This window comes from Bradyrhizobium canariense, assembly GCF_019402665.1.
Classification (GTDB): Bacteria; Pseudomonadota; Alphaproteobacteria; order Rhizobiales; family Xanthobacteraceae; genus Bradyrhizobium; species Bradyrhizobium canariense.
On the sequence record NZ_VSST01000005.1, the window covers coordinates 72,498 to 97,545 of the forward strand.

The following is a 25,048-nucleotide window of genomic DNA, read 5'->3' on the forward strand; positions in this document are numbered from 1 at the left end:
TTTCGTACCCGGAAGGTGGATGGCTTCCCTCGACACTGTCAGCCTCGCCATATTGCTCGGCGCCGTCCTGGTGTTGGCCGGGATCCTGTCAAGCCTGCTTGCGCTGCGCTTCGGCGCGCCCCTTCTGCTCGTCTTCCTCGCGATCGGCATGCTCGCGGGCGATTCCGGTCCCGGACAGCTGCAGTTCGACGACGTCCGAACCACCTATCTGGTCGGCTCGGTCGCGCTCGCACTGATCCTGTTCGATGGTGGCTTGCGGACCCGATTTGCCAGCATTCGCACCGTGCTCGCGCCTTCCATGGTGCTCGCGACCGTCGGCGTGCTGCTGACCGCGCTGATCACGGCGCCGTTCGCTAAATACGCGCTCGACCTCAACTGGACGGAGTCGCTGCTGGTCGGCGCGGTGGTGGCCTCGACTGACGCGGCCGCAGTGTTCCTGCTGGTGCATACCCAGGGCCTGCGCCTGCGCCCGCGCGTCGGGGCGACGCTGGAGGTCGAATCCGGCACCAATGATCCCTTCGCGATCTTCCTGACCCTGATGCTGGTCGAATACATCTCGCTCGGAACGGGCACGGCCGCGCATGTGCTGATGGAGTTCGCCCAGGAGGCCGTGCTGGGCGCCGTCGTCGGGGTGATCGGCGGGCGTCTGGTGGTCATCGCGCTCAACAAGGTCGCGCTGCCGCAGGGCCTCCATGCGCCGTTTGTCACCACCGCCGCGCTCGTCATCTTCGGCGGCTCGCAGATCATGCACGCCTCGGGCTTCCTCGCGGTCTATCTCGCCGGTATTATCATCGGCAACCGGCCGACGCGTGCGCATAATTCGGTGGTGGCCTTCCTAGACGCCGCGACCTGGCTCGCGCAGATCGTGATGTTCGTGCTGCTCGGCCTGCTGGTCTCGCCGAGCCGGCTTGGCGGCAGCGTGCTGCCGGCGGTCGGGATCGCATTCGTCCTGATGCTGGTGGCGCGGCCGATCGCGGTGTTCGTGTGCCTGGCGCCGTTCCGCTTCAACTGGCGCGAAAAGATCTTCATCGCCTGGACCGGTCTGCGCGGCGCGGTCGCGATCTTCCTGGCCTCGATCCCGATGCTGGTCGGGCTGTCGAAGGCCTATCTCTATTTCGACGTCGCCTTCGTCGTCGTCATCATCTCGCTCCTGCTGCAAGGCTGGACGCTGGCGCCGGCCGCGCGCAAGCTGCACGTGGCGCTGCCGCGCGCCGAGCGTGGCCCGCGCCGTGTCGAATTGGATCTGCCCGGCCAGCTCGAGCAGCAGCTCGTCGGCTATCCGGTGCGGTCCAAGAGCCTGTATTTTCGCCGCGGCCTGATCCCGTCCTGGTCGAAGCCGACGCTGGTGATCCGCAACGAGAACATCTTGACGCCGATTGAAGCCGAGCCGATCGCGCCCGGCGATTACATCTATCTGCTGGCGCCCCCGGAAAAGGCCGAATCGCTCGACCGCTTCTTCGTCGACATGCAGCCGAGCTCGGCGCCGGACCCGCATCTGCTGGGCGACTTCATGGTCTCCGGCGAGCACACGCTCGCCGAGCTCGCGGAGATCTACGGCGTGAAGGTCGGCGAGGACGAGAGCGGGCACACGCTCGCTGATTATTTCGACGTCCATCTCGACCGCGCGCCGAAAGAGGGGGCGGAGCTCGTGCTGGATCCGATCGTGCTTGTGGCGCGCTCGATCTCCGGTGGCCGAGTCAACGTCGTCGGCCTGCGCCTGCCGGAAGATGAGGAAACCCCCGCCCCGCTGACGCGCATGCAGGTCCTGCGGCGCAAGCTCGCGGATTTGTGGAGCTCGGTGGCGGGGGTTTAACGCTACATCCGCGTCGGCGGTCATTGATGAAGCGCACGTCTGCTTCTTCGTCGTCCTGGCCTAGTGCGCAATTGCGCACGGGGGCCAGGACCCATAACCACCGCCAGCTGTTTCGCGAAGGCTGGTGGTGACGATCTGCCCCACCCGCTTCTCCCTAGGGTAATGGGTCCTGCCTTTCGCCAGGACGACGGCGGGGTCCGTGGCGACAGCGCGGGAACCGCCACCAAATCGCCGCAACCGCCGAAGATTTGCGCGTCTTCGTGACCGCCGCTCCCGGAACGCTCCGCGATGCCGCTCGTTCTTAGCGGCGTAAACGCAGCTGACAGGAGTAATCCATGCGAAAGCTCATCTTGCCGGCGATCGTTGCGATCGGCCTCGGATCGGCCGCGCCCGCGATGGCCTATGACACCGGAGATCAGATCTCGATGCAGGTCGCGCTCGATGTCGCCACCGATATCGGCGTCATGACCGTCTCGCACACCGAGTTCCTAGGCGATGAATGGCAGATCGAAGGCCGTGATCGCGCCGGCCGCTGGATGGAGGTCGACGTGGACGCCCGAACGGGCGAGGTGCGCAACGTCGATCGCGGCTGGTAGTTGCGGTTCCCGGTAGCAGAGCGCGCCGCCGCAACGCGCGGCGACCGCGTCGCCTCGGTGCGGCTGTCGAGCGCGCTCCACGTTCATCTGGTGGAAGCGCTCGGCAATGCGGAGCTGTCGCACTTCCTCGCCGATCTGCTCAGCCGGTCCTCGGTGATGGTCTCGGTCTACGAGTCCGCCCCAACGTCGTCCTGGCGAAAGCCAGGACCCATTACCCCGGGGAGTAGTTTTGCGAACACGGGCAGTTACGTTTTCTTCGCTGGTACGCACACCACCTGCCGCTGATAGATCACGCGGTATGGGTCCTGGCTTTCGCCAGGACGACGGCGGAGGGTGGGCCGGCGGCTTGCCTCATCCGTTGCCTGCTCAACCGCCCCTCACGTCAGCACCTTCACCCCGCCGAACGACGTCACGCGGCCGTGCTTCAGCATCACGATCTGCGTCGCGAGCTGGCGCAGCTCGGCGGCGTCGTGGCTGACATAGACCATGGGGACGTTGGCCTCGTCGCGCAGCCGCACCAGATAGGGCAGGATCTCCAGCTTGCGGCCCTCGTCGAGCGCGCCGAGCGGTTCGTCGAGCAGCAGCAGGCGCGGCCTCGACAGCAGCGCGCGGCCGAGCGCGACCCGCTGCCGCTCGCCGCCGGAGAGTTTTCCGGGACGGCGACCCTGCAGTGCGCCGATGTCGAGCAGCTCGATGACGCGCTTGTGCTGCGCCGGATCGGGCGCGAGGCGGTTCATCCGCCTGCCATAGTCGAGATTTTGCGCGACGTTGAGATGCGGAAACAGCCGCGCATCCTGAAACACATAGCCGATGCGACGGCGCCAGGTCGGGACATGAATGCCGGCCACGCTGTCGTCGACAGTCTCGCCGTCGATCACGATGGTGCCGCGGTCGGGCCGCAGCAGCCCCGCGATCATGTTGACCAGCGAGGTCTTGCCGGCGCCCGACGCTCCGAACAGGCCGATGACGCGGCCCTCGCTCGCGAAGGCGGCGGACAGCGAGAATTCGCCGAGCTGCTTTTCGATGTCGACACGCAGCATGGTCAATTCCCGTGCAGGCGCGCGGTGGCGCGGCGGGCGAACCATTCGGCGGCAATCAGCGCACCGAGCGCCAGCACGATCGAGACGATCACGAGCCGTCCCGCGGCGGCGTCGCCGTCCGGGGTCTGGATCAGCGAATAGATCGCGGACGAAATCGTTTGGGTCTCGCCGGGAATGTTGGAGACGAAGGTGATGGTGGCGCCGAATTCGCCGATCGCCTTGGCAAAGCCAAGCACCATGCCGGCGAGCACGCCGGGCAGCGCCAGCGGCAGCGTCACCGTGAAGAACACTTTGAAAGGAGTGGCGCCGAGCGTCTCGGCGGCCTGCTCGAGCCGGCGGTCGATCGCCTCGATCGACAATCGCATCGGACGCACCAGCAGCGGAAACGCCATCAGGCCGCAGGCAAGCGCGGCACCGGTCCAGCGGAAGGCGAAGACGATGCCGAGATGGTCCGCCAGGAAGCCGCCGACGAGTCCGCGGCGGCCGAAAGTGAGCAGCAGCAGATATCCGGTGACGACGGGCGGCAGCACCAGCGGCAGATGCACCAGCGCATCGAGCACCGACTTGCCCCAGAACTCACGCCGCGCGAGCAGCCACGCCAGCGCAATGCCGAACGGCGTTGCCACCAGCGTTGCGATCACGGCGACCCTGAGCGAGAGCAGGATCGCCGTCCATTCGGCGGGAGAGATGTCGAGCATCAAATCGCAAAATTAAGTGGAGGGGCTGATCAGGAACTTGAAACCGTATTTTTCCAGAATGGTCTTGGCGGCGGTCGAGCGCAGGAAGGCGAGATAGTCGCTGGTCTCGCCCTTGGCTGTCGTGGTCGCAGCGACGGGATAGATGATCGCGGGATGCGAATCCGTCGGGAAGGTGCCGACGATCTTCACGCCGGGCTCGACCTTGGCATCGGTGGAATAGACGATGCCGAGATTGGCCTCGCCACGCGCGACCAGCGTCAGCGCGGCACGCACGCTCTCGGCCATGGCGAATTTCGGCTCCGCCGCCTGCCAGGCGCCGAGCTTTTCCAGCGCCGCCTTGGCATATTTCCCGACCGGCACCGACTTGACGTCGCCGGTCGCGATCCTGCCATCGCCGGCGAGTTTTGCGAGGTCGAAGCCCTGCGCGATGGTGACATTGTCGAGTCTGGAATCCTTCGGCGCAATCAGCACGATGCTGTTGCCGAGCAGATTGACCCGGGTCGGCTCGTTGATGGTCTTCTTGGAGATCGCGTAGTCCATCCAGTCGGTGTCGGCGGAGACGAACACATCGGCCGGCGCGCCCTGCTCGATCTGCCTGGCGAGCACGGAGCTTGCGGCATAGCTGACGCTGAACTTGACGCCGGTCCTCGCGGTGTAGGCCGCGTCGACCTCGTCGAGCGCGTTCTTCATCGAGGCTGCCGCGAACACGGTGATGGTCTTGTCCTCGGCGGCGGCAGGCGAAAGGCCCGCGCCCGCGAGGATCACGAAAGCGGTGAAAAGTCCGGCAATACGAATCATGGATGCGCTCCGTGCGAGATCGCGCGCGCAAGAAGCACGCGCAGATCCGGCGTTGGTGGGTCTGAGCGACGAGCGGAAGCGCTGTTCCACGGGTCCCGGCGGCGGCTTACGGCCGGCAGGGATATCGCTACTCTCGAAGATAGCAGGCCAGGGCCTCAGGTCAAAGGCGACCGCTTGGCTCATTGCGCCGGTAGGATGGCGATTGAGAGCGAATTGTCCTTGGCGCCGCTGACCTGGAGCACGACGGGCTGGCCCGACAGCTCGTATTTCATGGTCTTGCGGATGCCGTCGCAATCGGTCGCGCCACTGAACGCCACGGGCTTGAGGGCATGCCCGTCCTGGACCAAATCGACCCACGCGCCCGAGGACAGGCTGACCGTGTAGAGCCCGGCCTTCGGGGCCTTGATGCCAGTGAAGCCGGCAAATGTGCCGTCCTTTGGCGCGCGCTCCGGAGGCGTCGGCAGTTTTGCCTCCGCGGACGCGACCAGCCCCAGCGTGATGGCCGACGACGGCAACGCGGCCTGCTCGCTTCCCGATGCCATCTTGACACCGTCGGGCGCGGTCAGCGCGGCGCGCTCGCGCTCGATCGACCATTTGAATTTGTCGCAGCCGCTGGGTTCTTCCGCCGCAAAGGTGGGCGCGATACCGAGCAACAGCAATCCAAGCAGCAGAGGGATGCGCATCTCAGTCCACCGCGATCATCACATCGGAGGCCTTGATCACCACCGTGACCTGCCCCTTCGCCTTGATGCCGAGGTCGTCGACCGCCTCGTTGGTGATCGAGGAGGTCACGATCGTACCGTTGCCGATGTCGACACGGACGTGGGACGTCGTGGCGCCCTTCGTGACTTCGATGACCGTTCCCTTGATCTGGTTGCGTGCACTGATGCGCATGGGCTCTCACAATGGCTGGCGCGCGCGACGAAGCCGCACGCGTGAGGAGGGATTTGGTTGATGAGGGCGGGATTGCATCCCGGCAGGGCCGACCCGCTTACGGCAGGGCAGCGCCGCACTCTAACGCATTTGGAGATCCGAGGACTAGCCGCTGACGAAGTTGTTACAGCCTGACCGGCTACGGCTTCGCATTGCCCGCGTGCAGCACGGCCTTGCAGGCCGCCGGCATCTGCGCCAGCGTCATCGGCGGTTTCGGCTTCGGTGGCTCCGGCGGGGGTTTGGGGTGCAGCACGCCGTCGCTGAACCAGTAGGCGAGATCGGACGGCTTGCAGCCTTCGTCCTCGGATTGCGACGGCTGGCCCTCGCAGTCGCTCGCGCCCGCCGGGCAGTGCATGCGGATGTGGAAGTGGTAGTCGTGGCCCCACCACGGCCGGATCTTCGACAGCCAGGAACGGTCGCCCTTGGCCTCGCGGCACAGCGCCTTCTTGATCGCGGCATTGACGAAGATGCGCTGCACCGCCGGCTCCTGCGCCGCGTCGCGCAGCACCAGCACATGCCCCGGCGTGAACACCTTCGGATCGATGTCGAGCCGGTCCGGCCGCACCATCATCACCGCCGACATGTCCTCGCGCTCTTCGCGCGAGAGCCGATGGTCGGGCATCGGCGTCAGCCAGATGTCGGCATCGAGGCCGATCTGGTGGCTGGCATGGCCGGACAGCGCCGGCCCGCCGCGCGGCTGGGCGATGTCGCCGACCAGGATGCCCGGCCATCCCGCGTCCTTGTGCGCCCTCGCCGCAAGCCGCTTGATCAGCGCGATCATCGCGGGGTGACCATAGCTGCGATTGCGCGATAACCGCATCACCTGCCAATTGTCGCCATTGAGCGGCATCTGCTCGGCGCCGCCGATGCAGCCCTTCACATAGGAGCCGATGACGTGCGCCGGTCCCTTCGACGGCAGCAGCTTTCGCGCGAACAGCTCCTTGGCACCAATACTCGGATCGTTCGGATTAGCGAGCGGCGGCAGCGGTTTTGGGTTGATGCTGCCCTTGTCCTGGGCCAGCGCGTCGCCGGCGGCCAGGAGCGTCATGACGAGCAGGAGAGGGGCGAGGCGGCGGGGACTCATGTTGACATTCTTATAGCCCAACACCGCGTCAGGGTTAAGGAACAGTCCAGCAGATGAAATCTCGTTCAAAAGTCGCAGTTCCGCAGCGTCGGCCGGCCGATTCTTAACGACGCGATAACCCTCTTATGCATTGACCAAAATTCGTGCGCGGGACGCGTGCTCACTCCCTTCTGCATGCAATCGCGCGCGATCGCGGAAATGATTCAAGGCAGCGCGCAATTTTGCGCCATCTCGTTCTCCGATGACGACAATGCGATGCGCCTGGAGCGCCCATCGGCACTGCCGCGCCTTGCAAACGGGCAATGAGGGCTGTTTTTTCGAGACTGCCAGACCGTGCGTCCCACCGCCATGCCACCCAAGATTACCTTTTTTTCAGACACTTGCCCCAAGAGTTGCGGTGGCTGGGCGCGACTGGGGCGAGTGAAGTTGAGTTTGGGGTTTCGAAAGCCAAAAAAGCGAAAGGGAAGCGTGCTTGGCAGGTCCGGCCTGCACCCGCGCAAGCCGCGCTTTGCGCGCGCCCCTCATCCTCCGTCCGAACGCGACGAAGCTTTGCGCAGCCGTGCCGAGGCTGCGATCGCGGAAGCGCGCAAATCCCATGAGCGCCTGCGCCAGGCCATCGACATCCTGCCGCAAGGCATCGTGTTTCTCGATGCCGAGGGCCGCTATGTCCTCTGGAACAAGCAATACGCGGAGATCTACAGCAAGACCGCCGATCTGTTCGAGGAGGGCGCCCGCCTGGAGGACACGCTCCGCATCGGCGTCGCCCGCGGCGACTATCCCGAAGCTGCCGGCCATGAGGAAGAATGGATCGCGGAGCGGCTGCAAAAGCTCTATCAGCCCGGCTCGCGCCACGAGCAGAAGCTGGCGGACGGCCGCGTCATCCTAATCGACGAGCGGCTAACCGAGGACGGCGGCGTCGTCGGCCTGCGCGTCGACATCACCGAGTTGAAGCAGCGCGAGGCCTCGTTCCGGCTGCTGTTCGACGGCAATCCGGTCCCCATGATCGTCTGCGCGCTGGACGACGAGCGCATCCTCGGCGTCAACGATGCCGCGGTCGCCCATTACGGCTATAGCCGCGCCGAGTTCGAGCGGCTGACGATCCGTTCCCTTCAGGCTTTCGACAATGAGCCGCCCTGGACCGCCGCTTCGGCCGGTGAGGAGCAGGCCGGACGCACCTGGAAGCACGTCAAGGCCGATGGCGCCCTGATCGACCTTGCGATCTATTCCCGCGAACTGACCTATGCCGAGCGGCCCGCGGTGCTGCTCGCGCTGATGGACATCACCGAGCGCAAGCGCGCCGAGGCGCGGCTCGCCTTCATGGCCCAGCATGACGGGCTGACCGGTCTGCCGAACCGCAATCTGCTGCGCCAGCAGGTCGACGAGATGCTGCTGCATACGAGGCGCAGCACCGACAAGGTCGCCCTGCTGATGCTGGGGCTCGACAATTTCAAGGCGGTCAACGACACGCTGGGGCACGCGGTCGGCGACAAGCTGCTGCGCGGCGTCGCCAAGCGGCTGCGTTCGTCCTTGCGCGAGGACGACGCGCTGGCGCGGCTGAACTCGGACGAGTTCGCGATCGTGCAGAGCGGCCTGACGCGTCCCGAGGATGCGGTGCTGCTGGCCAAGCGCCTGCTCGAAGCCATCGCCGATCCCTATCTGCTCGACGGCCATTCCGTGGTGATAAGCGCCTCCATCGGCATCGCGATGGCGCCGGGCGACGGCGACGATTCCGAAAAGCTGCTCAAGAGCGCCGACATGGCGCTGTCGCGCGCGAAGCTGGATGCGCGCGGCTCGTTCGCGTTCTTCGAGGCGGCGCTCGATGCGAAAGCGCAGACCCGCCGCAAGATCGAGGTCGAGCTGCGCGACGCCATCCAGAACGACGTGCTGCGGCCGTATTACCAGCCGCTGATCGACCTCCAGAGCGGCCGCATCACCGGCTTCGAGGCGCTGGTGCGCTGGCCGCATGCCGAGCGCGGCATGGTTTCGCCGGCCGAGTTCATTCCGGTCGCGGAAGAAACCGGGCTGATCAATCCGCTCGGCGGCCTGATGCTGCGCCGGGCCTGTCACGACGCAGCGACCTGGCCGGACGACGTCCGCGTCGCCGTCAACCTGTCGCCGCTCCAGTTCCGCAGCGGCAATCTGCTTTCGGTGGTGACGGATGCGCTGAAGCATTCCGGCCTGCCGCCGCGGCGGCTCGAGCTCGAGATCACGGAAACGCTGCTGCTGGAAAAGAGCGCCCAGGTGCTGGCGACGCTGCATGCGCTGCGCGCGCTCGGCGTGCGCATCTCGATGGACGATTTCGGCACCGGCTATTCCAGCCTGAGCTATCTGCGCAGCTTCCCCTTCGACAAGATCAAGATCGACCAGTCCTTCGTGCGCGATCTCGGCGCCAATCGCGAGGCCCAGGCGATCATCCGCTCCATCGTCAGCCTCGGCAAAGGCCTCGGCGTCACCATCACCGCCGAAGGCGTCGAGACCGAAGCCGAGCTGAGCTGCCTGCGTGCCGAAGGCTGCGACGAAGGCCAGGGCTTTCTGTTCAGCAAGGCCCGGCCGAATGCCGAGATCATCAGCCTGCTCGCCGCGCAGCGCGGCATCGACGGTGCCGAGGAAGACGCCGCGCTGGTGGCCTAGAGTTAGGATGCTGACCTGTTGTCTCGCGTCTCGACATGCCCAAACCTGGAAGCTCACCGACCGACAAGTGTTACGGCCTCTTGCTCCTCGGCAGGAGCGGTTTCATGGGACCGCACGAATACGAACCGGGATGCCGCGGGGATCTGTGCCTCGGCACTCCCATCCTGGCCGATGAGGATGAGTCCCGCGCCGCCATTGGCGACATTCAAGATGACGGGCGCGCCCTGCCAGGTCCCGATTGGCTCCATTCCGATGATGAGAAACTCACCGATCGGCTGGTCGAAATATTGAAGCCTCAGTTGTGGTCCGACTTCTGCAGCCGCCAGGCCGAAACCCAATTGTTTGGCGCGCGCATAGATGTCCGCCAGCAACGCCGTGTCGGTCCGAAAGCCCAGTTCGGCTGCCGACACCGTGAAAAGCTCTACACTCGTTTTCGTGGCGCTAACGGTAAACGTTGGCCGCGCGAGAATTTCGCCGGCCGAGTTTCCGATGCCACAACCTGCCGCATCCAAAGCGTTACTGAGGGCGAAGAAGTTTGCAAACGTCCCGATCCTGATCGTCTTCCACGCGGGGAGATCGACGGCGGATTTGATTGGGACTTGCGGCCGATCAGACGGCGCCTGCTTGAGCTTCAGCTGATTCCGCAGGACGTCTCGCGCCGAGCATTGCGCCACGGCTTCGCTCGCAAACAGGAGAGTGCAGAGGGTGGCAACAAAGAGGATGCCACCATGGTGCCATCCCGGCGCATGACCCTGAATGGCATGGCAACTGACTTTCCTGCCAGCTGTTCGGCCCATAACGGACCTCTCTTGCGCAAATGCCGCGCGCTAAAAACAATTCGGAATTATCGCTTCCATATGGTCGGCGCGGTCACGGCGGAAAAGCCGTCGTCCTGTAGCTATAGAAATTAGTCGGAGAAAATTCACCAAGGTTCAGCGACGAAGACGCCGGATGGCGAACTCAATATAGGTCAGCGTGCGTGCACTTTCGCAACTGGTCGACGTCAGCGGTCCCCTGAAAGGATCATCTTACCGACATCCTCGTAATGCGTGTCGCGCGCCTGGATCTGCTGGGCGATGGCGTGCATGTCGCGAAAGCGGCGCTCGAACGGATTGCTGCGGAATACGGCCGTGGCGCCGGCCATGTGGTAGGCGGTGTCGACCACCTTGGCCGACTGGTGAATGGTCCAGGTCGCGGCGAGGCGAACCGAGCTCCGATGCGCCGCGCCGAACGCGCCGGTCGCGCAGAGATCGCGCCACATCGCACTTGCCGTCGCATAGAGATAGGCGCGCGCGGCCCGCAGGTCGCCCTCGGTGCGGCCGATCAGGCCCTGGACCGCCGGGTTGTCGTGCATGGCGCTGGCCGCCAGCGACTGATGCTTGCCGCGCGCCAGCGCGATCGCGGCATCCAGCGTGGCGCGCGCCACGCCGAGCGACACCGCGGCAAAGCCGAGGCTGAAGGTCGAGCCGGTGCCGATCCTGTAAAGTGGACCCTGCTCGCGTAGCGCGGACGGCACGTCACGAAACGCGGTGAAGCGCTCGGGGACGAACAGGTCGGCGACCTCGTAGGAATCGGTGCCGGTGCCGGCGAGCCCGATCGCCTGCCAGACGTCGTGCAGCACGGCGCTGGCGACCGGAAACAGGATGGTGCGCACCTCCGCCGAGCCGTCGGCATTTTTCCGCGGCGTGCCGTCAGCGCCGACGATGCGGACATGCGCCCCGAGCCAGCTCGCCTGCCGCGAGCCCGAGGCAAAATCCCAGCGCGCCGTGACGCGATAGCCGCCCTCGACCGCCCGCGCCTCATGCGCGATTGCGCCCCAGGCGAGGATGCCCGGCGCCGTGTTGAAGATCTCCTGCGCGGTGTCGTGGTCGAGCGAGGCCGCGATCATCGCACAGACGCTGCATTGGCCGAGACACCAGGCGGTGGAGGCATCCGCTTTCGAGATCTCCTCCAGCATCTGCATGAAGGCTTCCGGCGGCGCTTCGACGCCGCCAAGACTCTGCGGCAGCAGCGCGCGATAGAGCCCGTTCTCGATCAGCGCGTCGACGACGGCCGGCGTCAGCCGCCGCGTCCGCTCGATATCGTCAGCCTCGCCCGCGATGAGCGGCGCGACGGCGCGGGCGCGTTCGCCCAGATCGACGCCGGAAATAGTGTTCATTCGCGTTTCCTCGCCCCTTCTGCCGTGAGCGGTAAGTGGTGCGATGGTGGTCTATCTGGCAGGGAGGATCAAGCTGTCGCGCAATTTCGCGCGCACGCGGATGACATCACAGCGCGGGCAAGCCCGGCGGCGGCTTGCGAGCGTTGCTTGCTTGCTCGAAGGCATACGCCAGACGCAGCAGCTTGTGCTCGCTCCAGGCGCGCCCTGCGAAGGTGACGCCGAGCGGATAATCAGGCGTGTCTTTGCCGTCGAACGTTCCCGAGATGAAGCCGCCGGGCACCATGACGCTGGGATAGCCCGCCTTGGCGGCGATCGCCGCGCCAGTTGCGCCTGGGAATAGCACGGCGTCGAGCTCGTGCCGGTTCATGTAGGCGTCCATACCGTGCGTCTTGGCGGAGAGCAGATCCATGGCACGTGCAGATTTGTACACGCGTTCGCTCAAGTCGCCTCTGGTCAGGTCGGCGGCGAGGAAGAAGTCCTGGCCGAAGCGCAGCGCCTTTCCCGCGTTCGCGTTGTTGAAGGCCACGACGTCGGCAATGGTCTTGATGTCAGTATTGGTGGCCCAGTCCCTCAGATAGAGATTAAGATCACTCTTCAACTCGTAAAGGAAGACGACCGGCGGCCGCACGACCGTGCCTTTTTGGCTGCTTAGGGGATTGCAATTGAGCACCGCCATAGTTGTGCCCGGCCCACCGATCCAGCCGAGCGTCGGCATGTTGGCGCGCACGATGACGGCGCCGAGATCTTCCAGCGTCTTGATCGTTTCGGTCATCAGCTTGAACCTGTCGGGCAGCAGCTTGCCGTAATAGCAATCGTTCAGCGGGTCAGCGGGGTCGCTCGGCACGCCGATGCGCGCGCCCTTAACGGCGTCCGACGCGAGGCCGGCGGTGTAGTCGGCCGGGCGCCGCTGCGCTTGCGTCACTGGGTCGAGCGGGTCCTTGGCAGCCAGCACATTCAGCAGCATCGCCGCATCGCGCACCGTGCGCGTCATAGGCCCGGCGGTGTCCTGGCTGTGCGCGAGCGGCAGGATGCCGGCACGGCTGATCAGCCCGACCGTCGGCTTCACGGTGACCAGTCCGTTCAGGCTGGCAGGAAACAGCAGCGAGCCCGAGGTTTCGGTACCGATCGAGGCCGCGCACAGTCCGGCTGCCACCGCGACGGCCGAACCCGAGCTTGAGCCCCCTGGGGTCAGAACCGGGATGCCGTGCTCGTCCATCAGGCCTGGTGAGTAGGGGTTCTTCACCTGCCCGCCCAGCGATGAATAGCCCGAGGGCATGTCGATCGCGAGCATGTTGGCGAACTCCGTCAGGTTCGCCTTGCCCAGGAGCACCGCGCCGGCGCTCCGCAGCAGCTTGACGATGGTGGCATCATCCCTGGCGTGCGCGCCCTCGAGCGCCAGCGAGCCCGCCGTGGTCGGCTGTTCGTCGCCGGTCGCGATATTGTCCTTCAGCAGGATCGGTACGCCCGCCAGCGGCCGCTGGACCGACGGCCTCGTGCCGTCGAGCGTGCCCGCGAGCGCATCGGGATTGAGCGCGCGGACCGAGTTGAGTTTAGGCCCATCGCGGTCATAGACCGCGATGCGGGCAAGATAGAATTCGGCCAGTGCCCTCGCGGTGATCCGCCCGCCGGCCAGGGCATCGACGATGTCGCTCATCGGCGCGTGCGCGAGCATCTGCATGGTCGGTGCCGACGGCGTCCGTTCAGTCAGGCCAGCTCCAGGAAGCTCGGACATGCGCGTTTCCTCGCCCATTCTGCCGTGAGCGGTCAATCGCGCGATGGTGATCTATTTGCAGAGGAGGATCAAGGTGGTGTGGCGTCAATCCGGCAATCACTACGTGAAGTGCGGAATCGGAGATGATGGCGCAAGCTCGAAGAGCTCACGCCGGCCCCAAGAAACTATTGGTGCTGCTCGGACATTATCGTTGTCCAGAAGAGCATGATACTGTTCCGAAACAGGCAGCGATTTTGACCTCCAACCGGCAGCGGCAAATGTCCTCGTCTGATGCTCCGATGAAACGCGGTGACGCAGCCCGCCGAGGGCGGAGACAGACGAAGACCCTACTGCTGATTTTAGCCATCGGATTTCTCGTTTTCGGTGCCGCTGCGGGTACATTGTATTACGCGCTGCGGCCGATAACTCTTCGGATTGCCGTCGGACCGCCGGGAAGCAACGATCACAAAGTGATCGAGGCGATGACCGAGGCCTTTATCAACGAGAGCAGGACCGTGAGGCTGTCTCCGATCACGACCGCCGGAGCGGCCGAAGCTCTCGCTCTGCTCGGTGCCGGCAAGGTCGACCTTGCGGTGGGTCGCGGCGATCTGGAAATGCCCGCCGACGCGCAAACAGTCGTCATCTTGCGCAAGAACTTCGTCGTGCTGTGGTCTTCTTCGGGACCGGCGGGCAAGGGCTCCAAGCGAAAGCCGGCGGCGAAAATCAAGGAGGTCGCCGATCTCGCGGGACACAAGGTGGGGGTGATCGGCGCGACCCCGGCGAACGCCGCGTTGCTGAGGGTGATCCTGAGCGCCGCCGGTGTGGAGCCGGACAAGGTCACGGTCACTCAATTCGGCACGGGCCAGTTCGAGGAGCTGGCGCGCGACCCGAGCCTCGACGCCTTCATGGCGGTCGGTCCGCTCGACAGCAAGATAACCGCCGACGCGATTGCCGCGACCGCCCGGACGCGGGGCGAGCCGAAATTTCTCGCGATCGACGCATCGGAAGCCATCGCCCTAAAGCATCCTCGTTATGAATCGGAGGAAATTCCGCCAAGCATTTTCAATGCGAATCCAGCCCGGCCGGATGACAAGGTGGAGACCGTCAGTGTCAGCCATTTGATCGTCGCACGGAAAGCCTTGTCCGAGACGACAGTGTCAGCCTTTTACCGACAGCAATTCGCCCTCCGCCAGTCAATTGCCAGGCAGGTGCCTGGCGCTGCGCAAATCACCAAGCCGGACACCGAGAAGGAAGCCGAGCTGCCGGTTCACCGGGGAGCGGCGGCGGTGATCGACGGGACCGAGCGCACCTTCCTCGACAGGTACGGCGACTATTTCTGGTTTGCGCTCCTGCTTCTCTCCGGCATTGGCTCGGCCGGCGCCTGGTTGCGTCAATATCTGAATCGGGACGAAAGGGACGAGAACACCAGCCATCGCAACAGAATCCTGGCCCTGGTTTCCAAGGTGCGCACCGCGGAGTTCGACCACGAACTGCTGGCCATGCAGCAGGAGGTTGACAGCATCATCGAGGAAACGCTTGGCTGCTACGATGACGGCGCCATCGAGGAGGAGGAGCTGGCAGCCTTCGGCCTTGTGCTCGAACTGTTCGACCATGCCCTCAGTGAGAGGCGCGCAGCGTTGCAAACCCCTCCTTCGAACGTGCTCGCTGCGCGGCGCTAGGCGATACTGGCTTTGGTATCTTGAGCTTCGCTCAATCGATAGCGCGCCGCCCTCAATCCAATGCCGCGTAGAAGGTCTCAGCGGTGACTGAGAAAGCTCGTAGGATGGGTTGAGCGGAAGCGAAACCCATCAAACTTCTAGACTGCGCTCGTCGAGCGATGGGTTTCGCAAGAGCTCAACCCATCCTGCTCCAGTCGGCGCGCCGGGTTCGCTCCGTGAAAAGCGCAATGACCCCTCGCTATTGCAGTCCCAGACCGCTGCAGTACCACGCCATGTCTTCGTGTCTCCAGCCGCGCTTGACGCCTGATTCCTTGCATTCATTGTAGGACTTAAAGTTTGCTCCGTTTCGGCAGCCTGACGGGTAGCTCCCGAAGCCGCCACCCGAGGTGGAACATGCGACCGGGCTGGCTGCCGTGGTCGGGGCGGCCGTGGCTTTGGGAGCTGCGTTCGCTGATGTGATCGACAAAATGATCAAACCCCCTAACGCTAAAACCGAAGCTTTCATTGCCTTCTCCTGATCGCAGGGATGCGTCATGCTATCCCAGGATGTGTTGTAGCAGAAGATGCAACCGAGATGAAGGAGCACTGTGCTGCGCGCGCTTTCTGGTTGTGCCATTCAACAGCAAACCCCCACTGCGTCGGTTCCTTCGGAGGAACGGTCATCAGCTCCAGGCGTTTGAGGTAGCGAAAGGACACTTGCATGACCGAGAAATTCGATCCGGCGCCGCCGGACAAGAACGCGGAAGATCTCAAGCGTGGCATCCGACGCGACAAGGCCAAGGACGACGAATTGGAAAAGGGCTTGAAGGACAGTTTCCCGGCGTCGGACCCGGTGAGCAGCACCCAGGCGTCGAAGGCGACGCCGGACGCATGAAGGAGGGATAGATTATGGGCATCGCAGCCTATGATATTGTTGGCAGGGATGGTGCATGGCACGTCGACCACGATGGTGAAATCAGGAACACTTACCAGACCAAGGAAGCCGCTTTCGAGGCGGCTGTTGCGGCGGCATCGCTTGCCATGCGGCAGGGTCACTCCGTCCGGCTGACGGTGCCGGAGAGCGAGAACGCCGTCGGCGCGGAAAATTCGGGCGGATGACCTTCGAGGAAATCCCCGTTCTACACGGCCGCCAGCAAATGAGCTGGCACAAACGGCTTGCGCAAAAAAATCGTGTTGGGCGGCAGCGGCGCCATCATTGTCCCGGACATCAGCACGATGTTCAGCCCCGGATGGGCACTGCGAGCGTACTCTGCGAGCTCGAGCCCGGTCATTCTCCCTGCGAGGTTGTGATCGGTGATGAGCGCCCGCAGCTCCGTGCCCGTCGACGCCACGATAAGCTCCGCCGCTTCTGCGGTGGCACATTCGACGACTTCGAACCCTTCGTCCTTGAGGAGGTCGGATAGAACTTCGCGCTGGAGCGAGTCATCCTCGACCAGCAGCATGACGAAATTCGACATGCGGTCATTCCCAACTTATCGGATGTTAATGCGCATCCCGGAAGATTGTTCGGTTGTGATGTCTTCGTTCGCAGCGACCTGCGCACGGCATGATCAGTCGAACATGTTGCATTCTCCTTGAGGCTTCGACGGAGGCGCCGAAGCGGGGATCGGACAGGAGTGGCAATGGCAATCGTCTTCATCACGGGCAGCACGGACGGTCTGGGCCGCGCAGCTGCCCAGTCTCTCCTCGAACAGGGCCACCAAATCGTCCTGCACGCACGATCGGCGGAACGTGCGGCGGCAATCTCCGAGCTTGACTCGCATTCCGCACGGGTCGTGATCGGCGATCTCAAGAGCGCCGCCCAGACGAGGCATGTGGCAGATCAGGTCAACGCGATCGGACGAATGGACGCGGTCATCCACAACGCCGGCGTCTATACCGAGCGCAGCCGCGGCCCGACGCCCGAAGGCCACGCCTCCACCCTGGCGGTCAACACGCTCGCGCCCTATGTGCTCACCGCCCTGATGAAGCGCCCCGATCGGCTGGTGTATCTCAGCAGCGGGCTTCATCGCGGCGGAGAGGGATCGTTGAACGATCTCGACTGGACGAGGCGAGCCTGGGATCCAGCCCAGGCGTACGCGGAGAGCAAGTTGCACATGGTCGCACTGGCCTTTGCCTTGGCGCGGCGTTGGCCGCAGGTGCTGAGCAACGCCGTCGATCCCGGCTGGGCGCGCACCAAAATGGGCGGTGCCGGAGCGCCGGTCGGCGTGGCCACCGGACAACGGACGCAGACCTGGCTCGCTGTGAGCGATGATCCCGCCGCCCTGGTCAGCGGTCGTTACTGGCATGACCTCCGGCAACAAGAGCCGGCGCACGAAGCGACCGATCCCGATTTTCAGGACAGGCTTCTCGACAGACTGGGCGAGTTGACGGGGGTGATGCTGCCCCCGGCGTAGAAGCAATTCGCCTGATGCTCGTAGGATGGGTAGAGCGCAAGCGAAACCCATCAAACTTCCAGACAGCGCTCGTCGGCCGATGGGTTTCGCAAGAGCTCAACCGATCCTACGAGCTGATCGGGCGTTGGTCCAAATGACCGGAATGTGCACCGATGCCTCGTCGAGCCGGTGTTCCTCCAATCGCACCGAAGACCTCGCGTGAGGTCCGTCAGACGTCCGCTATCGGAAACACTTCCAGCTTGGCTGCTGATTTTTCCAGCAACGAGGCCTGACCTGTCCGCCGAGGGTCATTCCGATAGTTTTGAAAGTCCTCATCGGATGCGAAGCTGACGATGTGCATCTCGATGGTGCCATCCGGAGTTCGAAGCCGACGGTCCAGACGTCCGTTGAACTCGGGCAATAGCGGCAGAACCGCGCCCTCGTAGGCTCGAAAGTCCGCGATACCCTCTGCCGGTATTCGGGCCACGAGCACGACTGGTTTGCTTTGATGGGACATCGCCGCCTGCCGACCGCACCGCTGCCATGATGCTCCTGTTTTGCCCGACGAGTCAAACAGGATTCGTAAAATCGGAAGTTGGAAAAACCTTGTGCCAACAACGTGCCGGCTACTGTGCATGGGGTTGTTTTCGCGTTTTTTGTTATCCGGCCCCAAACATCCCTACCGGACCTGTGTTGTTTCGCTCGAGCCGGGCTAGGCCCCCGCCTCAGCTATCCACCTTCAGCGCGGCAATGAAGGCTTCCTGCGGGATGTCGACCTTGCCGAACTGCCGCATCTTCTTCTTGCCTTCCTTCTGCTTCTCCAGAAGTTTTCGTTTGCGCGTGATGTCGCCGCCGTAGCACTTTGCGGTGACGTCCTTGCGCAGCGCGCGCACCGTCTCGCGGGCGATCACCTTGCCGCCGATCGCCGCCTGGATCGGGATCTGGAACATGTGCGGCGGGATCAAATCCTTCATCTTCTCGACCATGGCGCGGCCGCGCCCCTCCGCGCGGGTGCGGTGGACCAGCATCGAGAGCGCGTCGACCGGCTCGTTGTTGACGAGGATCTGCATCTTCACCAGATCGGCCGGCTTGTAGTCGGTGAGATGATAGTCGAACGAGGCGTAGCCTTTGGAGACCGACTTGAGGCGGTCGTAGAAGTCGAACACGACCTCGTTGAGCGGCAGATCGTATTTCACCATGGCGCGGGAGCCGACATAGGTCAGCTCCTTCTGCACGCCGCGGCGGTCCTGGCACAGCTTGAGCACGCTGCCGAGATATTCGTCAGGCGTGAGAATCGTGGCCTCGATCCAGGGCTCCTGGATCTCCGCGATCTTGACCACATCAGGCATGTCGACAGGATTGTGGATCGAGATTTCCTGCCCGTCGGTCAGGCTCATCTTGTAGATCACGCTCGGCGCGGTCGCGATCAGATTGAGATCGAATTCGCGCGACAGACGCTCCTGGATGATCTCCAGATGCAACAGCCCGAGGAAGCCGCAGCGGAAGCCGAAGCCGAGTGCGGCCGAGGTCTCCATCTCGTAGGAGAAGCTGGCATCGTTGAGGCGCAGCTTGCCCATCGCCGCGCGCAAGGTCTCGAAGTCGTCGGCGTCGGCGGGGAACAGGCCGCAGAACACCACGGGAATGGCCGGCTTGAAGCCCGCCAGCATCTCGGTGACAGGCTTCTTGTCGTCGGTGATGGTGTCGCCGACGCGGGTGTCGGCCACTTCTTTGATCGCGGCGGTGATGAAGCCGATCTCGCCGGGGCCGAGCTCGTCGACCTGCGTCATCTTCGGGGTGAAGAAGCCGACGCGCTCGATGTCATAGGCCGCGCCCGTGCCCATCATGCGAACCCGGCTGCCCTTCTTCATGACACCGTCGACGACGCGGATCAGCACGACGACGCCGAGATAGACGTCGTACCAGCTGTCGACCAGCAGCGCCTTCAGCGTCGCCTCGCGGTCGCCCTTCGGCGGCGGCAGGCGGGTGACGATCGCTTCCAGCACATCGGGCACGCCGAGGCCGGTCTTGGCCGAGATCATCACGGATTCGGAGGCGTCGATGCCGATGACGTCCTCGATCTGTTGCTTGACCTTCTCGGGCTCTGCGGCGGGGAGGTCGACCTTGTTCAGGACCGGAACGATCTCATGCCCCGCATCGAGCGCGTGGTAGACGTTGGCGAGCGTCTGCGCCTCGACGCCCTGGCTGGCGTCGACCACCAGCAGGGAACCCTCGCAGGCCGCCAGCGACCGCGAGACTTCGTAGGCGAAGTCGACATGGCCGGGCGTGTCCATCAGGTTGAAGATGTAATCCTTGCCGTCCTTGGCGCGGTAGGCGAGGCGCACCGTCTGCGCCTTGATGGTGATGCCGCGCTCGCGCTCGATGTCCATGGAATCGAGCACCTGCTCCTTGCCCGCCATTTCCCGGTCGGTGAGGCCGCCGGTCATCTGAATCAGGCGGTCGGCCAGCGTCGATTTGCCATGGTCGATATGGGCGACGATGGAGAAATTGCGGATGTTGGAAATGGGGACGGTCGTCATGGGCGCGGGATACCACTCACATCCCCGTGCGGCAACCATATTGCTGTATTTTCAGGGCCTTTGTTCACGCCAAGCTGATTCCACGACAGCCCGAAACGCGCTACGCAACGCCTGATGTCCAGGCCCATGTCGACGACCTCGATCCCGTCTGCCCGAGCGCGCGCGAAGACCCGGGTGAGCTATGCCCGCTTTCGGGCCTGGCTGGTTGCCAGCGCGACCCGCCCCGAGGCGCGCCTCTGGCTGGTGATCCAGCTCGCCATCCTGCATGCGGTGCTCTGGACCTTCATCCTGATCAATCTCAAGGCCGCGCAGGACGTTCACATGGACGTCGCGGAAGCCTGGGGCTGGGGCCAGAAATTCCTCTGGGGCTACGGCAAGCACCCGCCGCTGTCCGGCTGGGTCGCCGGCCTCTGGTTCACATTGTTCCCGCCGACGGACTGGGCGACCTATGCGCTGGCGATGACGACCGTCAGCACCGGTATGGTGATCTGCTGGCTCATCGCGCTACGCGTCGTGGATGCGCGGCGCGCGTTCCTGGTCGTGGTGATGGTCGCGCTCTACCCGATCTTCAATTTCAAGGGTTTCAAGTACAATCCCGATCTGCTCCAGCTCGTCACCTTGCCGCTCCTCGTGCTCGCTTATCTCAATGCGTTCGAGAAGCGGAGCTGGCAATCCGGGATCTTGCTCGGCCTTGCCGGCGCGCTGGCGCTGATGACCAAATACTGGGTGCTGACCATGATCGGCGCCATCGGGCTCGCCGCGCTGATCCATCCGGAGCGGATGAGATTCCTGTCGTCGCCGGCGCCATGGGTTGCGATCGCGTCGATGGTGGTGGCGATGATCCCGCACATCGTCTGGCTGGCGGACGCGCATTTCGTGCCGCTGACCTATGCGGGCGATACTTACAGCCTCGAGGACAGCGGCCAGGTGCATCAGCTCGTGGCCGGCTATGCCCTGCATAATGTCGCGCTGCTGGCATTGCCGGTGGCGCTGGCTGCACTGGCGATGGCGCTGGTGCCGCCTTGGTTCAGGCTGCTCCTGCGTGCGCCCTTGCGCATCGTCACGCGGGCCTGGGCGCGCGGCGCGAATGTGAGCGTGAACCTTTCGCAGGCGCGCAACGTCTGGATTATCCAGATCATCGTCGCGGTCGGCCCGGCGCTCGGCGCGCTGGCCTTCAGCATCTACATGAAGACCGATTGGGGCATCTCGCTGTTCTTTCTGGTGCCGCTCTCGCTGGTCGCGATCCCGGCGTTGCGGGTGCAGAGTGCGGCGCTGTTCAACATTGTCGCGATCTGGCTCGTGCTCAGCGTTGCCACGCTCGCTGCCTCGCCGTGGATCGCCGCGCGCGAGATGGCGGCCAATGCCGGCAACACGGCGACTTATGGCGCGCGCTCGGATCTCGCACGCGAGCTGACGCAGGCCTGGCACGCGCGCTTCGCCTCGCGCTGGGCGGTCGTCGCCGGCACCATGGAGTCGATCCAGCCGATGGTGTTCTACAGCCCGGATCATCCGGCCGCGTTCACGCCGCTCGAAGCCTGGGGGTCCGGGTTGATTTCGCCCGATGACGTCAAGCGATACGGCTTCATCGGCGTGTTCGACCCGGCCGACGGCCGCCTGCCGGCGTTCGAGAAATGGGTGTCCGAAGTTGCGCCAAACGCCGAGCGCATCGTCATGACGACGCGCCGTTTCACCCACGGCAAGGCCGGTCCGTCGATGAGCTGGAACATCTACATCGCGCCGCCGGGGAAATGATCGAGGCGAAGCCGCCTAAATCCCTTCCTCGTTGAATTTGCTTTCAACGAGTTCGGTGATCGCCGCGAGCGCGGCTTCGGCATCGTCGCCGGAAGCGGCGACCGTGATGGTGGTGCCGGGACCGGCGGCGAGCATCATCAGGCCCATGATCGAGGTGCCGCCGACGGTTTCGCCGCCGCGCGTCACCCAGACCTGCGCGTTGAAGCGCTCGACGGCCTGGACGAACTTGGCGGAGGCCCGCGCGTGCAGGCCGCGCTTGTTGATGATCAGGAGGTCCTTGGAGATCGCGCCCGCGGGCACGCCCGTCCCGGCTTGCGGCGCCTCGTCGCTCATTTGCCGGCGAGGACGCGGCTGGCGATGGTGACGTATTTGCGGCCGGCTTCCTGGGCCATCGCGATCGCGTCGGGGAGCGGACGCTCCTCGCGCACCTTGGCGAGCTTCACCAGCATGGGAAGGTTGATGCCCGCGAGCACTTCGACCTTCGGCCGGCTCATGCAGGATATTGCCAAATTGGACGGCGTGCCGCCGAACATGTCGGTGAGGATCGCGACGCCGTCGCCGGAATCGACGCGGTTAACCGCCTCGATAATGTCGCTTCGACAGAGATCGGAATCATCTTCGGCGCCGATCGTGATCGCTTCGATTTGCTTTTGTGGGCCCATGACATGTTCAAGCGCTGCCTTGAATTCGTCGGCAAGGCGCCCGTGGGTCACAAGTACTAGACCAATCATCGGAAAACTCCTCGCGGGCGCTTTTGGTGCACCGCACGAACGCGCCACTTTGACCATCCAGAGCCCCCGCGCAAGAGGGGATGTTGCGTATCTCCCTGAATCTAGACGGATGGATAAGGGGAGCTGCGCCGGTCTATTCGGTCGCGAGTGTGGGGTTCATATGGTTACCATTTCCCTTCAAACAATCGGCTGAAGGGTTAACGGAAGATGAACTCTTGGTAGTGGTCAAGGCCGCGACAACCAGAGGGAGGGGCAAATAGTCGCGGCCCACAGGTATTCGCGGTATTTCGACACCGAAAATGACTGCTTTTAAGGATTCTGCCGGCGGCAGCCGCTCCGCATCCGCGGCGTCCAGATCGACCACGAGGCCGACGGTCGCATGCTCCACAAAGTCGCAGCGGCGGATTCCCAGCCCCCGGATCTCGATCAGGCCGGCCAGGAGCTGAGCGGGGCGGACCTCAATTTCGCGGCCGAGTGTCGCCAGATGGACACGGTCATCACCGATCAGAACGGCCCTTTCGAGCACGCCGCTACGCCCCGCCATGATCAAATCGAAGGCAAGGCGCGACTTGCCGGAGCCCGAGGGCCCGCGGATCAGCACCGCCAGATCTCCAACCTTGACCGCCGAGGCGTGAATGCTGGGGCCGCCGTCGCTCATAGCGCCGGCAGCCTCACCACGAAGCGCGCGCCGACAACACTAGGCGCTCCGTCCTCGTCCGCCGGGCCGGGGCGGTTCTCGGCCCAGATGCGTCCGCCATGCGCGTCGACGATCTGCTTGGAGATCGACAGGCCGAGGCCGGAGTTCTGGCCAAAGCCCTGATGAGGTCGGTCGGTGTAGAAGCGCTCGAAGATGCGCTCCAGCGCGTCGTCGCGGATTCCGGGGCCGTCGTCGTCGACCACGATCTCGATCTCTCCGCGCACGCGGCGGCAGGTGAGGCGCACCTTGTTGCCGGGCTCGGAGAAGGACTGTGCGTTCGAGAGCAGGTTGGAGACCACCTGTCCGAGCCGCGAATCGTGGCCGGTCACGGCGAAATTGTCGGTCGGGCTGCGGCCCTCGAAACGCATTTCGACCGCGACGTCATGGCCGAGCTTGGTTTCATTGGCGACGGAGACGAGCGTCGTCAGCAGGCGGCGCAGGTCGACCGGGATCGCATCCTGGCGCTGCAGTTCGGCATCGAGACGGCTGGCGTCGGAGATGTCCGAGATCAGCCGGTCGAGCCGCTTGACGTCATGCTCGATCACCTCGAGCAGCCGCGCGCGGCTGTTCTCGTTGCGCGCCAGCGGCAACGTCTCGACCGCGGAGCGCAACGAGGTCAACGGGTTCTTCAATTCGTGGGCGACGTCGGCGGCGAACATCTCGATCGCTTCGATGCGGCTGTAGAGTGCACTGGTCATGTCGCGCAGCGCACCGGAGAGATGGCCGATCTCGTCGCGACGACGTGTGAAGTCGGGAATTTCGACCCGGGTCCTGATGCGGCGGCGGATCAGCTCGGCGCTGTCTGCGAGCCGGCGGACCGGACCTGCGATCGTGCTGGCGAGCAGCAGCGACAGCATGATCATGACCGCGGCGGCGACACCGCCCACCTTGAGGATCGCGAGGCGCTCCGCGGTGACCATCTGGTCGATGTCGTCGCCCTGCGTCGACAGCATCAGCGCGCCATGGATGGCGCGCGAGCGCAGCACGGGGACCGCGACCGAGACGATCACCTCGCCGCGCGCATTGACCCGCACCATCGAGCGCTTCTGGCCCTGAAGCGCGTCGCCCACCTCCGCATAGCCATTGCCGTTCTCGGGGCCGAGCTCGCGATAGAGCGGCAGGTCGCCGCGATTGAGCCAAGTACGAACCGCGACCATGCCGCGTTCGACCATGCCCGGCTTCTCGGCGGAGACTGACGGCAGGGGGAAGCGCACCACGGTATCGAGGCTGCGGCTGTCGACCAACAGGCTGCCGTTCGGGTCGTAGATGCGGGCGCGCGTCTTGGTCGGCGAGATCAGCGTGCGCAGCACCGGCGCCACGCGCTCCGGATTGATCGGAAAATCCAGCGGGGAATACTCGTCCGACCCGCCATAGGTCTCGCCCGGCTTGAGGTCGAGCAACCGGTCGGGGTCGATGGTGATGGCGTTGGTCTGCACCGTCGCGGAGGCCGCGATCGCGCCGGCGATGATCTCCGCCTGCACCAGCAGGCTCTGCGCGCGCGCGTCGATCAGGCCGGCGCGGAATTGCGACAGATAGAGGATGCTCGCCACCAGCGCGACGAGGCCGGCGAGGTTGAGCGAAACGATGCGGCGGGTCAGGCTCGAGAAGGACAGCGCGAAGAAGAACTGCCCGGCGCGTTTCAGCCAGTTCAGCGGACGCCAGCCCCGCACGGCCGGCTTGTCATCGGCCAATTGATCCGGAGCGCCGCGGGCGGTGACGTCCTCGGCGTTCTGGTTCTCGTCAGGCTGCGTTCGGTCAAGCAATGCTCACGCCCGCGTTAGGACAGCTCGTGCGAAGGTCCCCGCATCCTAGAGC

General features: G+C 64.6%; 25 protein-coding genes. 9 read left to right on the forward strand and 16 right to left on the reverse strand.

All coding sequences use genetic code 11. The features are described from left to right. Positions 1–19: 19 nt before the first annotated feature. The 3 genes from FXB41_RS02195 to FXB41_RS40445 all read left to right on the forward strand — a co-directional run bounded on the left by FXB41_RS02195 (position 20) and on the right by FXB41_RS40445 (position 2,694). Positions 20–1,813, forward strand: a complete 1,794-nt coding sequence (locus FXB41_RS02195) for a potassium/proton antiporter (RefSeq protein ID WP_219679127.1) — start codon at positions 20–22, stop codon at positions 1,811–1,813. A 335-nt stretch (positions 1,814–2,148) separates the two neighbouring features. After that, complete coding sequence (locus FXB41_RS02200) at positions 2,149–2,409, forward strand: PepSY domain-containing protein (protein ID WP_018460075.1); 261 nt, start codon at positions 2,149–2,151, stop codon at positions 2,407–2,409. Beyond that, positions 2,410–2,694 carry a GntR family transcriptional regulator gene (locus FXB41_RS40445; protein ID WP_246648522.1) on the forward strand — a complete coding sequence of 95 codons (285 nt, stop codon included), beginning with the start codon at positions 2,410–2,412 and terminating at the stop codon, positions 2,692–2,694. A gap of 92 nt (positions 2,695–2,786) precedes the next feature. Here FXB41_RS40445 and modC read toward each other — a convergent pair whose 3' ends face one another. The 6 genes from modC to mepA form a co-directional block, all read right to left on the reverse strand. Then, complete coding sequence (modC, locus tag FXB41_RS02210; protein WP_219679129.1) at positions 2,787–3,449, reverse strand: molybdenum ABC transporter ATP-binding protein; 663 nt, start codon at positions 3,447–3,449, stop codon at positions 2,787–2,789. Between the two features lie 2 nt (positions 3,450–3,451). Then, positions 3,452–4,147 (reverse strand): molybdate ABC transporter permease subunit, encoded by a 696-nt coding sequence (modB, locus tag FXB41_RS02215; RefSeq protein ID WP_007597781.1) that lies wholly within the window; start codon positions 4,145–4,147, stop codon positions 3,452–3,454. A gap of 12 nt (positions 4,148–4,159) precedes the next feature. Next, positions 4,160–4,945, reverse strand: coding sequence for a molybdate ABC transporter substrate-binding protein (modA, locus tag FXB41_RS02220; protein WP_219679132.1), 786 nt, complete (start codon positions 4,943–4,945; stop codon positions 4,160–4,162). A gap of 179 nt (positions 4,946–5,124) precedes the next feature. Beyond that, a complete protein-coding gene (locus FXB41_RS02225; RefSeq protein ID WP_219679134.1) occupies positions 5,125–5,628 on the reverse strand; it encodes a hypothetical protein in 504 nt (167 codons plus the stop codon). A gap of 1 nt (position 5,629) precedes the next feature. Further along, positions 5,630–5,839, reverse strand: a complete 210-nt coding sequence (locus FXB41_RS02230) for a TOBE domain-containing protein (RefSeq protein WP_007597777.1) — start codon at positions 5,837–5,839, stop codon at positions 5,630–5,632. Between the two features lie 178 nt (positions 5,840–6,017). Continuing rightward, a complete protein-coding gene (gene mepA, locus FXB41_RS02235) occupies positions 6,018–6,962 on the reverse strand; it encodes a penicillin-insensitive murein endopeptidase (RefSeq protein ID WP_219679136.1) in 945 nt (314 codons plus the stop codon). Between the two features lie 468 nt (positions 6,963–7,430). On the opposite strand from mepA, the gene FXB41_RS02240 reads away from it, so the two are divergent. Beyond that, complete coding sequence (locus FXB41_RS02240; protein WP_219679138.1) at positions 7,431–9,593, forward strand: putative bifunctional diguanylate cyclase/phosphodiesterase; 2,163 nt, start codon at positions 7,431–7,433, stop codon at positions 9,591–9,593. Between the two features lie 53 nt (positions 9,594–9,646). Here FXB41_RS02240 and FXB41_RS02245 read toward each other — a convergent pair whose 3' ends face one another. The 3 genes from FXB41_RS02245 to FXB41_RS02255 form a co-directional block, all read right to left on the reverse strand. Further along, a complete protein-coding gene (locus FXB41_RS02245) occupies positions 9,647–10,390 on the reverse strand; it encodes a hypothetical protein (RefSeq protein WP_219679139.1) in 744 nt (247 codons plus the stop codon). Between the two features lie 206 nt (positions 10,391–10,596). Next, positions 10,597–11,751: an acyl-CoA dehydrogenase family protein gene (locus FXB41_RS02250; RefSeq protein WP_219679144.1), complete on the reverse strand. Its 1,155-nt coding sequence runs from the start codon at positions 11,749–11,751 to the stop codon at positions 10,597–10,599. 106 nt (positions 11,752–11,857) lie between these two features. After that, positions 11,858–13,483: an amidase family protein gene (locus FXB41_RS02255; protein ID WP_007597771.1), complete on the reverse strand. Its 1,626-nt coding sequence runs from the start codon at positions 13,481–13,483 to the stop codon at positions 11,858–11,860. A gap of 257 nt (positions 13,484–13,740) precedes the next feature. Here FXB41_RS02255 and FXB41_RS02260 point away from each other — a divergent pair, with 257 nt between their 5' ends. The 3 genes from FXB41_RS02260 to FXB41_RS02270 all read left to right on the forward strand — a co-directional run bounded on the left by FXB41_RS02260 (position 13,741) and on the right by FXB41_RS02270 (position 16,239). Continuing rightward, positions 13,741–15,141 carry a TAXI family TRAP transporter solute-binding subunit gene (locus FXB41_RS02260; protein WP_376707475.1) on the forward strand — a complete coding sequence of 467 codons (1,401 nt, stop codon included), beginning with the start codon at positions 13,741–13,743 and terminating at the stop codon, positions 15,139–15,141. A gap of 700 nt (positions 15,142–15,841) precedes the next feature. After that, positions 15,842–16,015, forward strand: coding sequence for a hypothetical protein (locus FXB41_RS02265; RefSeq protein ID WP_219679146.1), 174 nt, complete (start codon positions 15,842–15,844; stop codon positions 16,013–16,015). A 14-nt stretch (positions 16,016–16,029) separates the two neighbouring features. Next, complete coding sequence (locus FXB41_RS02270) at positions 16,030–16,239, forward strand: hypothetical protein (protein WP_219679148.1); 210 nt, start codon at positions 16,030–16,032, stop codon at positions 16,237–16,239. A 20-nt stretch (positions 16,240–16,259) separates the two neighbouring features. Here the strand turns inward: FXB41_RS02270 and FXB41_RS02275 are convergent, their stop codons facing one another. Further along, on the reverse strand, positions 16,260–16,598 hold the full coding sequence (locus FXB41_RS02275; protein WP_219679150.1) for a response regulator: 339 nt from the start codon (positions 16,596–16,598) through the stop codon (positions 16,260–16,262). 165 nt (positions 16,599–16,763) lie between these two features. Here FXB41_RS02275 and FXB41_RS02280 point away from each other — a divergent pair, with 165 nt between their 5' ends. Next, a complete protein-coding gene (locus FXB41_RS02280) occupies positions 16,764–17,537 on the forward strand; it encodes an SDR family NAD(P)-dependent oxidoreductase (protein WP_219679153.1) in 774 nt (257 codons plus the stop codon). 208 nt (positions 17,538–17,745) lie between these two features. Here the strand turns inward: FXB41_RS02280 and FXB41_RS02285 are convergent, their stop codons facing one another. Together FXB41_RS02285 and lepA are read right to left on the reverse strand one after the other, a co-directional pair. After that, the gene (locus FXB41_RS02285; RefSeq protein ID WP_219679155.1) at positions 17,746–18,033 is read right to left on the reverse strand and encodes a hypothetical protein; all 288 of its coding nucleotides are present in this window, start codon (positions 18,031–18,033) and stop codon (positions 17,746–17,748) included. Positions 18,034–18,241: 208 nt separating this feature from the next. Continuing rightward, positions 18,242–20,053 carry a translation elongation factor 4 gene (gene lepA / locus FXB41_RS02290; RefSeq protein ID WP_007597755.1) on the reverse strand — a complete coding sequence of 604 codons (1,812 nt, stop codon included), beginning with the start codon at positions 20,051–20,053 and terminating at the stop codon, positions 18,242–18,244. A 126-nt stretch (positions 20,054–20,179) separates the two neighbouring features. On the opposite strand from lepA, the gene FXB41_RS02295 reads away from it, so the two are divergent. After that, positions 20,180–21,805: a glycosyltransferase family 39 protein gene (locus tag FXB41_RS02295; RefSeq protein WP_219679184.1), complete on the forward strand. Its 1,626-nt coding sequence runs from the start codon at positions 20,180–20,182 to the stop codon at positions 21,803–21,805. Positions 21,806–21,820: 15 nt separating this feature from the next. On the opposite strand, the gene FXB41_RS02300 is transcribed toward FXB41_RS02295, so the two are convergent. From FXB41_RS02300 to FXB41_RS02315, 4 genes are all read right to left on the reverse strand, one after another. After that, a complete protein-coding gene (locus tag FXB41_RS02300) occupies positions 21,821–22,138 on the reverse strand; it encodes an HPr family phosphocarrier protein (protein ID WP_007597753.1) in 318 nt (105 codons plus the stop codon). Continuing rightward, positions 22,135–22,536, reverse strand: a complete 402-nt coding sequence (locus FXB41_RS02305) for a PTS sugar transporter subunit IIA (protein WP_007597752.1) — start codon at positions 22,534–22,536, stop codon at positions 22,135–22,137. The genes FXB41_RS02300 and FXB41_RS02305 overlap by 4 nt, the downstream gene beginning before the upstream one ends. Before the next feature lie 133 nt (positions 22,537–22,669). Continuing rightward, positions 22,670–23,194, reverse strand: coding sequence for an HPr kinase/phosphorylase (locus FXB41_RS02310; RefSeq protein ID WP_219679157.1), 525 nt, complete (start codon positions 23,192–23,194; stop codon positions 22,670–22,672). Next, a complete protein-coding gene (locus tag FXB41_RS02315) occupies positions 23,191–24,996 on the reverse strand; it encodes a sensor histidine kinase (RefSeq protein WP_219679159.1) in 1,806 nt (601 codons plus the stop codon). The genes FXB41_RS02310 and FXB41_RS02315 overlap by 4 nt, the downstream gene beginning before the upstream one ends. Between the last annotated feature and the right edge of the window lie 52 nt (positions 24,997–25,048).

What these genes read in the sequence shown, in the direction of transcription:
- FXB41_RS02295 (WP_219679184.1), top strand. Translation starts at nt 20,180, where the DNA reads ATGTCGACGACCTCGATCCCGTCTGCCCGAGCGCGCGCGAAGACCCGG.
- FXB41_RS02250 (WP_219679144.1), bottom strand. Translation starts at nt 11,751, where the DNA reads ATGAACACTATTTCCGGCGTCGATCTGGGCGAACGCGCCCGCGCCGTC.
- FXB41_RS02280 (WP_219679153.1), top strand. Translation starts at nt 16,764, where the DNA reads ATGGCAATCGTCTTCATCACGGGCAGCACGGACGGTCTGGGCCGCGCA.
- FXB41_RS02225 (WP_219679134.1), bottom strand. Translation starts at nt 5,628, where the DNA reads ATGCGCATCCCTCTGCTGCTTGGATTGCTGTTGCTCGGTATCGCGCCC.
- modC (WP_219679129.1), bottom strand. Translation starts at nt 3,449, where the DNA reads ATGCTGCGTGTCGACATCGAAAAGCAGCTCGGCGAATTCTCGCTGTCC.
- modB (WP_007597781.1), bottom strand. Translation starts at nt 4,147, where the DNA reads ATGCTCGACATCTCTCCCGCCGAATGGACGGCGATCCTGCTCTCGCTC.
- FXB41_RS02230 (WP_007597777.1), bottom strand. Translation starts at nt 5,839, where the DNA reads ATGCGCATCAGTGCACGCAACCAGATCAAGGGAACGGTCATCGAAGTC.
- FXB41_RS02265 (WP_219679146.1), top strand. Translation starts at nt 15,842, where the DNA reads ATGACCGAGAAATTCGATCCGGCGCCGCCGGACAAGAACGCGGAAGAT.
- FXB41_RS02245 (WP_219679139.1), bottom strand. Translation starts at nt 10,390, where the DNA reads ATGGGCCGAACAGCTGGCAGGAAAGTCAGTTGCCATGCCATTCAGGGT.
- FXB41_RS02270 (WP_219679148.1), top strand. Translation starts at nt 16,030, where the DNA reads ATGGGCATCGCAGCCTATGATATTGTTGGCAGGGATGGTGCATGGCAC.
- FXB41_RS02195 (WP_219679127.1), top strand. Translation starts at nt 20, where the DNA reads ATGGCTTCCCTCGACACTGTCAGCCTCGCCATATTGCTCGGCGCCGTC.
- FXB41_RS02275 (WP_219679150.1), bottom strand. Translation starts at nt 16,598, where the DNA reads ATGTCGAATTTCGTCATGCTGCTGGTCGAGGATGACTCGCTCCAGCGC.
- mepA (WP_219679136.1), bottom strand. Translation starts at nt 6,962, where the DNA reads ATGAGTCCCCGCCGCCTCGCCCCTCTCCTGCTCGTCATGACGCTCCTG.
- FXB41_RS02285 (WP_219679155.1), bottom strand. Translation starts at nt 18,033, where the DNA reads ATGTCCCATCAAAGCAAACCAGTCGTGCTCGTGGCCCGAATACCGGCA.
- FXB41_RS02305 (WP_007597752.1), bottom strand. Translation starts at nt 22,536, where the DNA reads ATGATTGGTCTAGTACTTGTGACCCACGGGCGCCTTGCCGACGAATTC.
- FXB41_RS02300 (WP_007597753.1), bottom strand. Translation starts at nt 22,138, where the DNA reads ATGAGCGACGAGGCGCCGCAAGCCGGGACGGGCGTGCCCGCGGGCGCG.
- FXB41_RS02255 (WP_007597771.1), bottom strand. Translation starts at nt 13,483, where the DNA reads ATGTCCGAGCTTCCTGGAGCTGGCCTGACTGAACGGACGCCGTCGGCA.
- modA (WP_219679132.1), bottom strand. Translation starts at nt 4,945, where the DNA reads ATGATTCGTATTGCCGGACTTTTCACCGCTTTCGTGATCCTCGCGGGC.
- FXB41_RS02310 (WP_219679157.1), bottom strand. Translation starts at nt 23,194, where the DNA reads ATGAGCGACGGCGGCCCCAGCATTCACGCCTCGGCGGTCAAGGTTGGA.
- FXB41_RS02260 (WP_376707475.1), top strand. Translation starts at nt 13,741, where the DNA reads ATGTCCTCGTCTGATGCTCCGATGAAACGCGGTGACGCAGCCCGCCGA.
- lepA (WP_007597755.1), bottom strand. Translation starts at nt 20,053, where the DNA reads ATGACGACCGTCCCCATTTCCAACATCCGCAATTTCTCCATCGTCGCC.
- FXB41_RS02200 (WP_018460075.1), top strand. Translation starts at nt 2,149, where the DNA reads ATGCGAAAGCTCATCTTGCCGGCGATCGTTGCGATCGGCCTCGGATCG.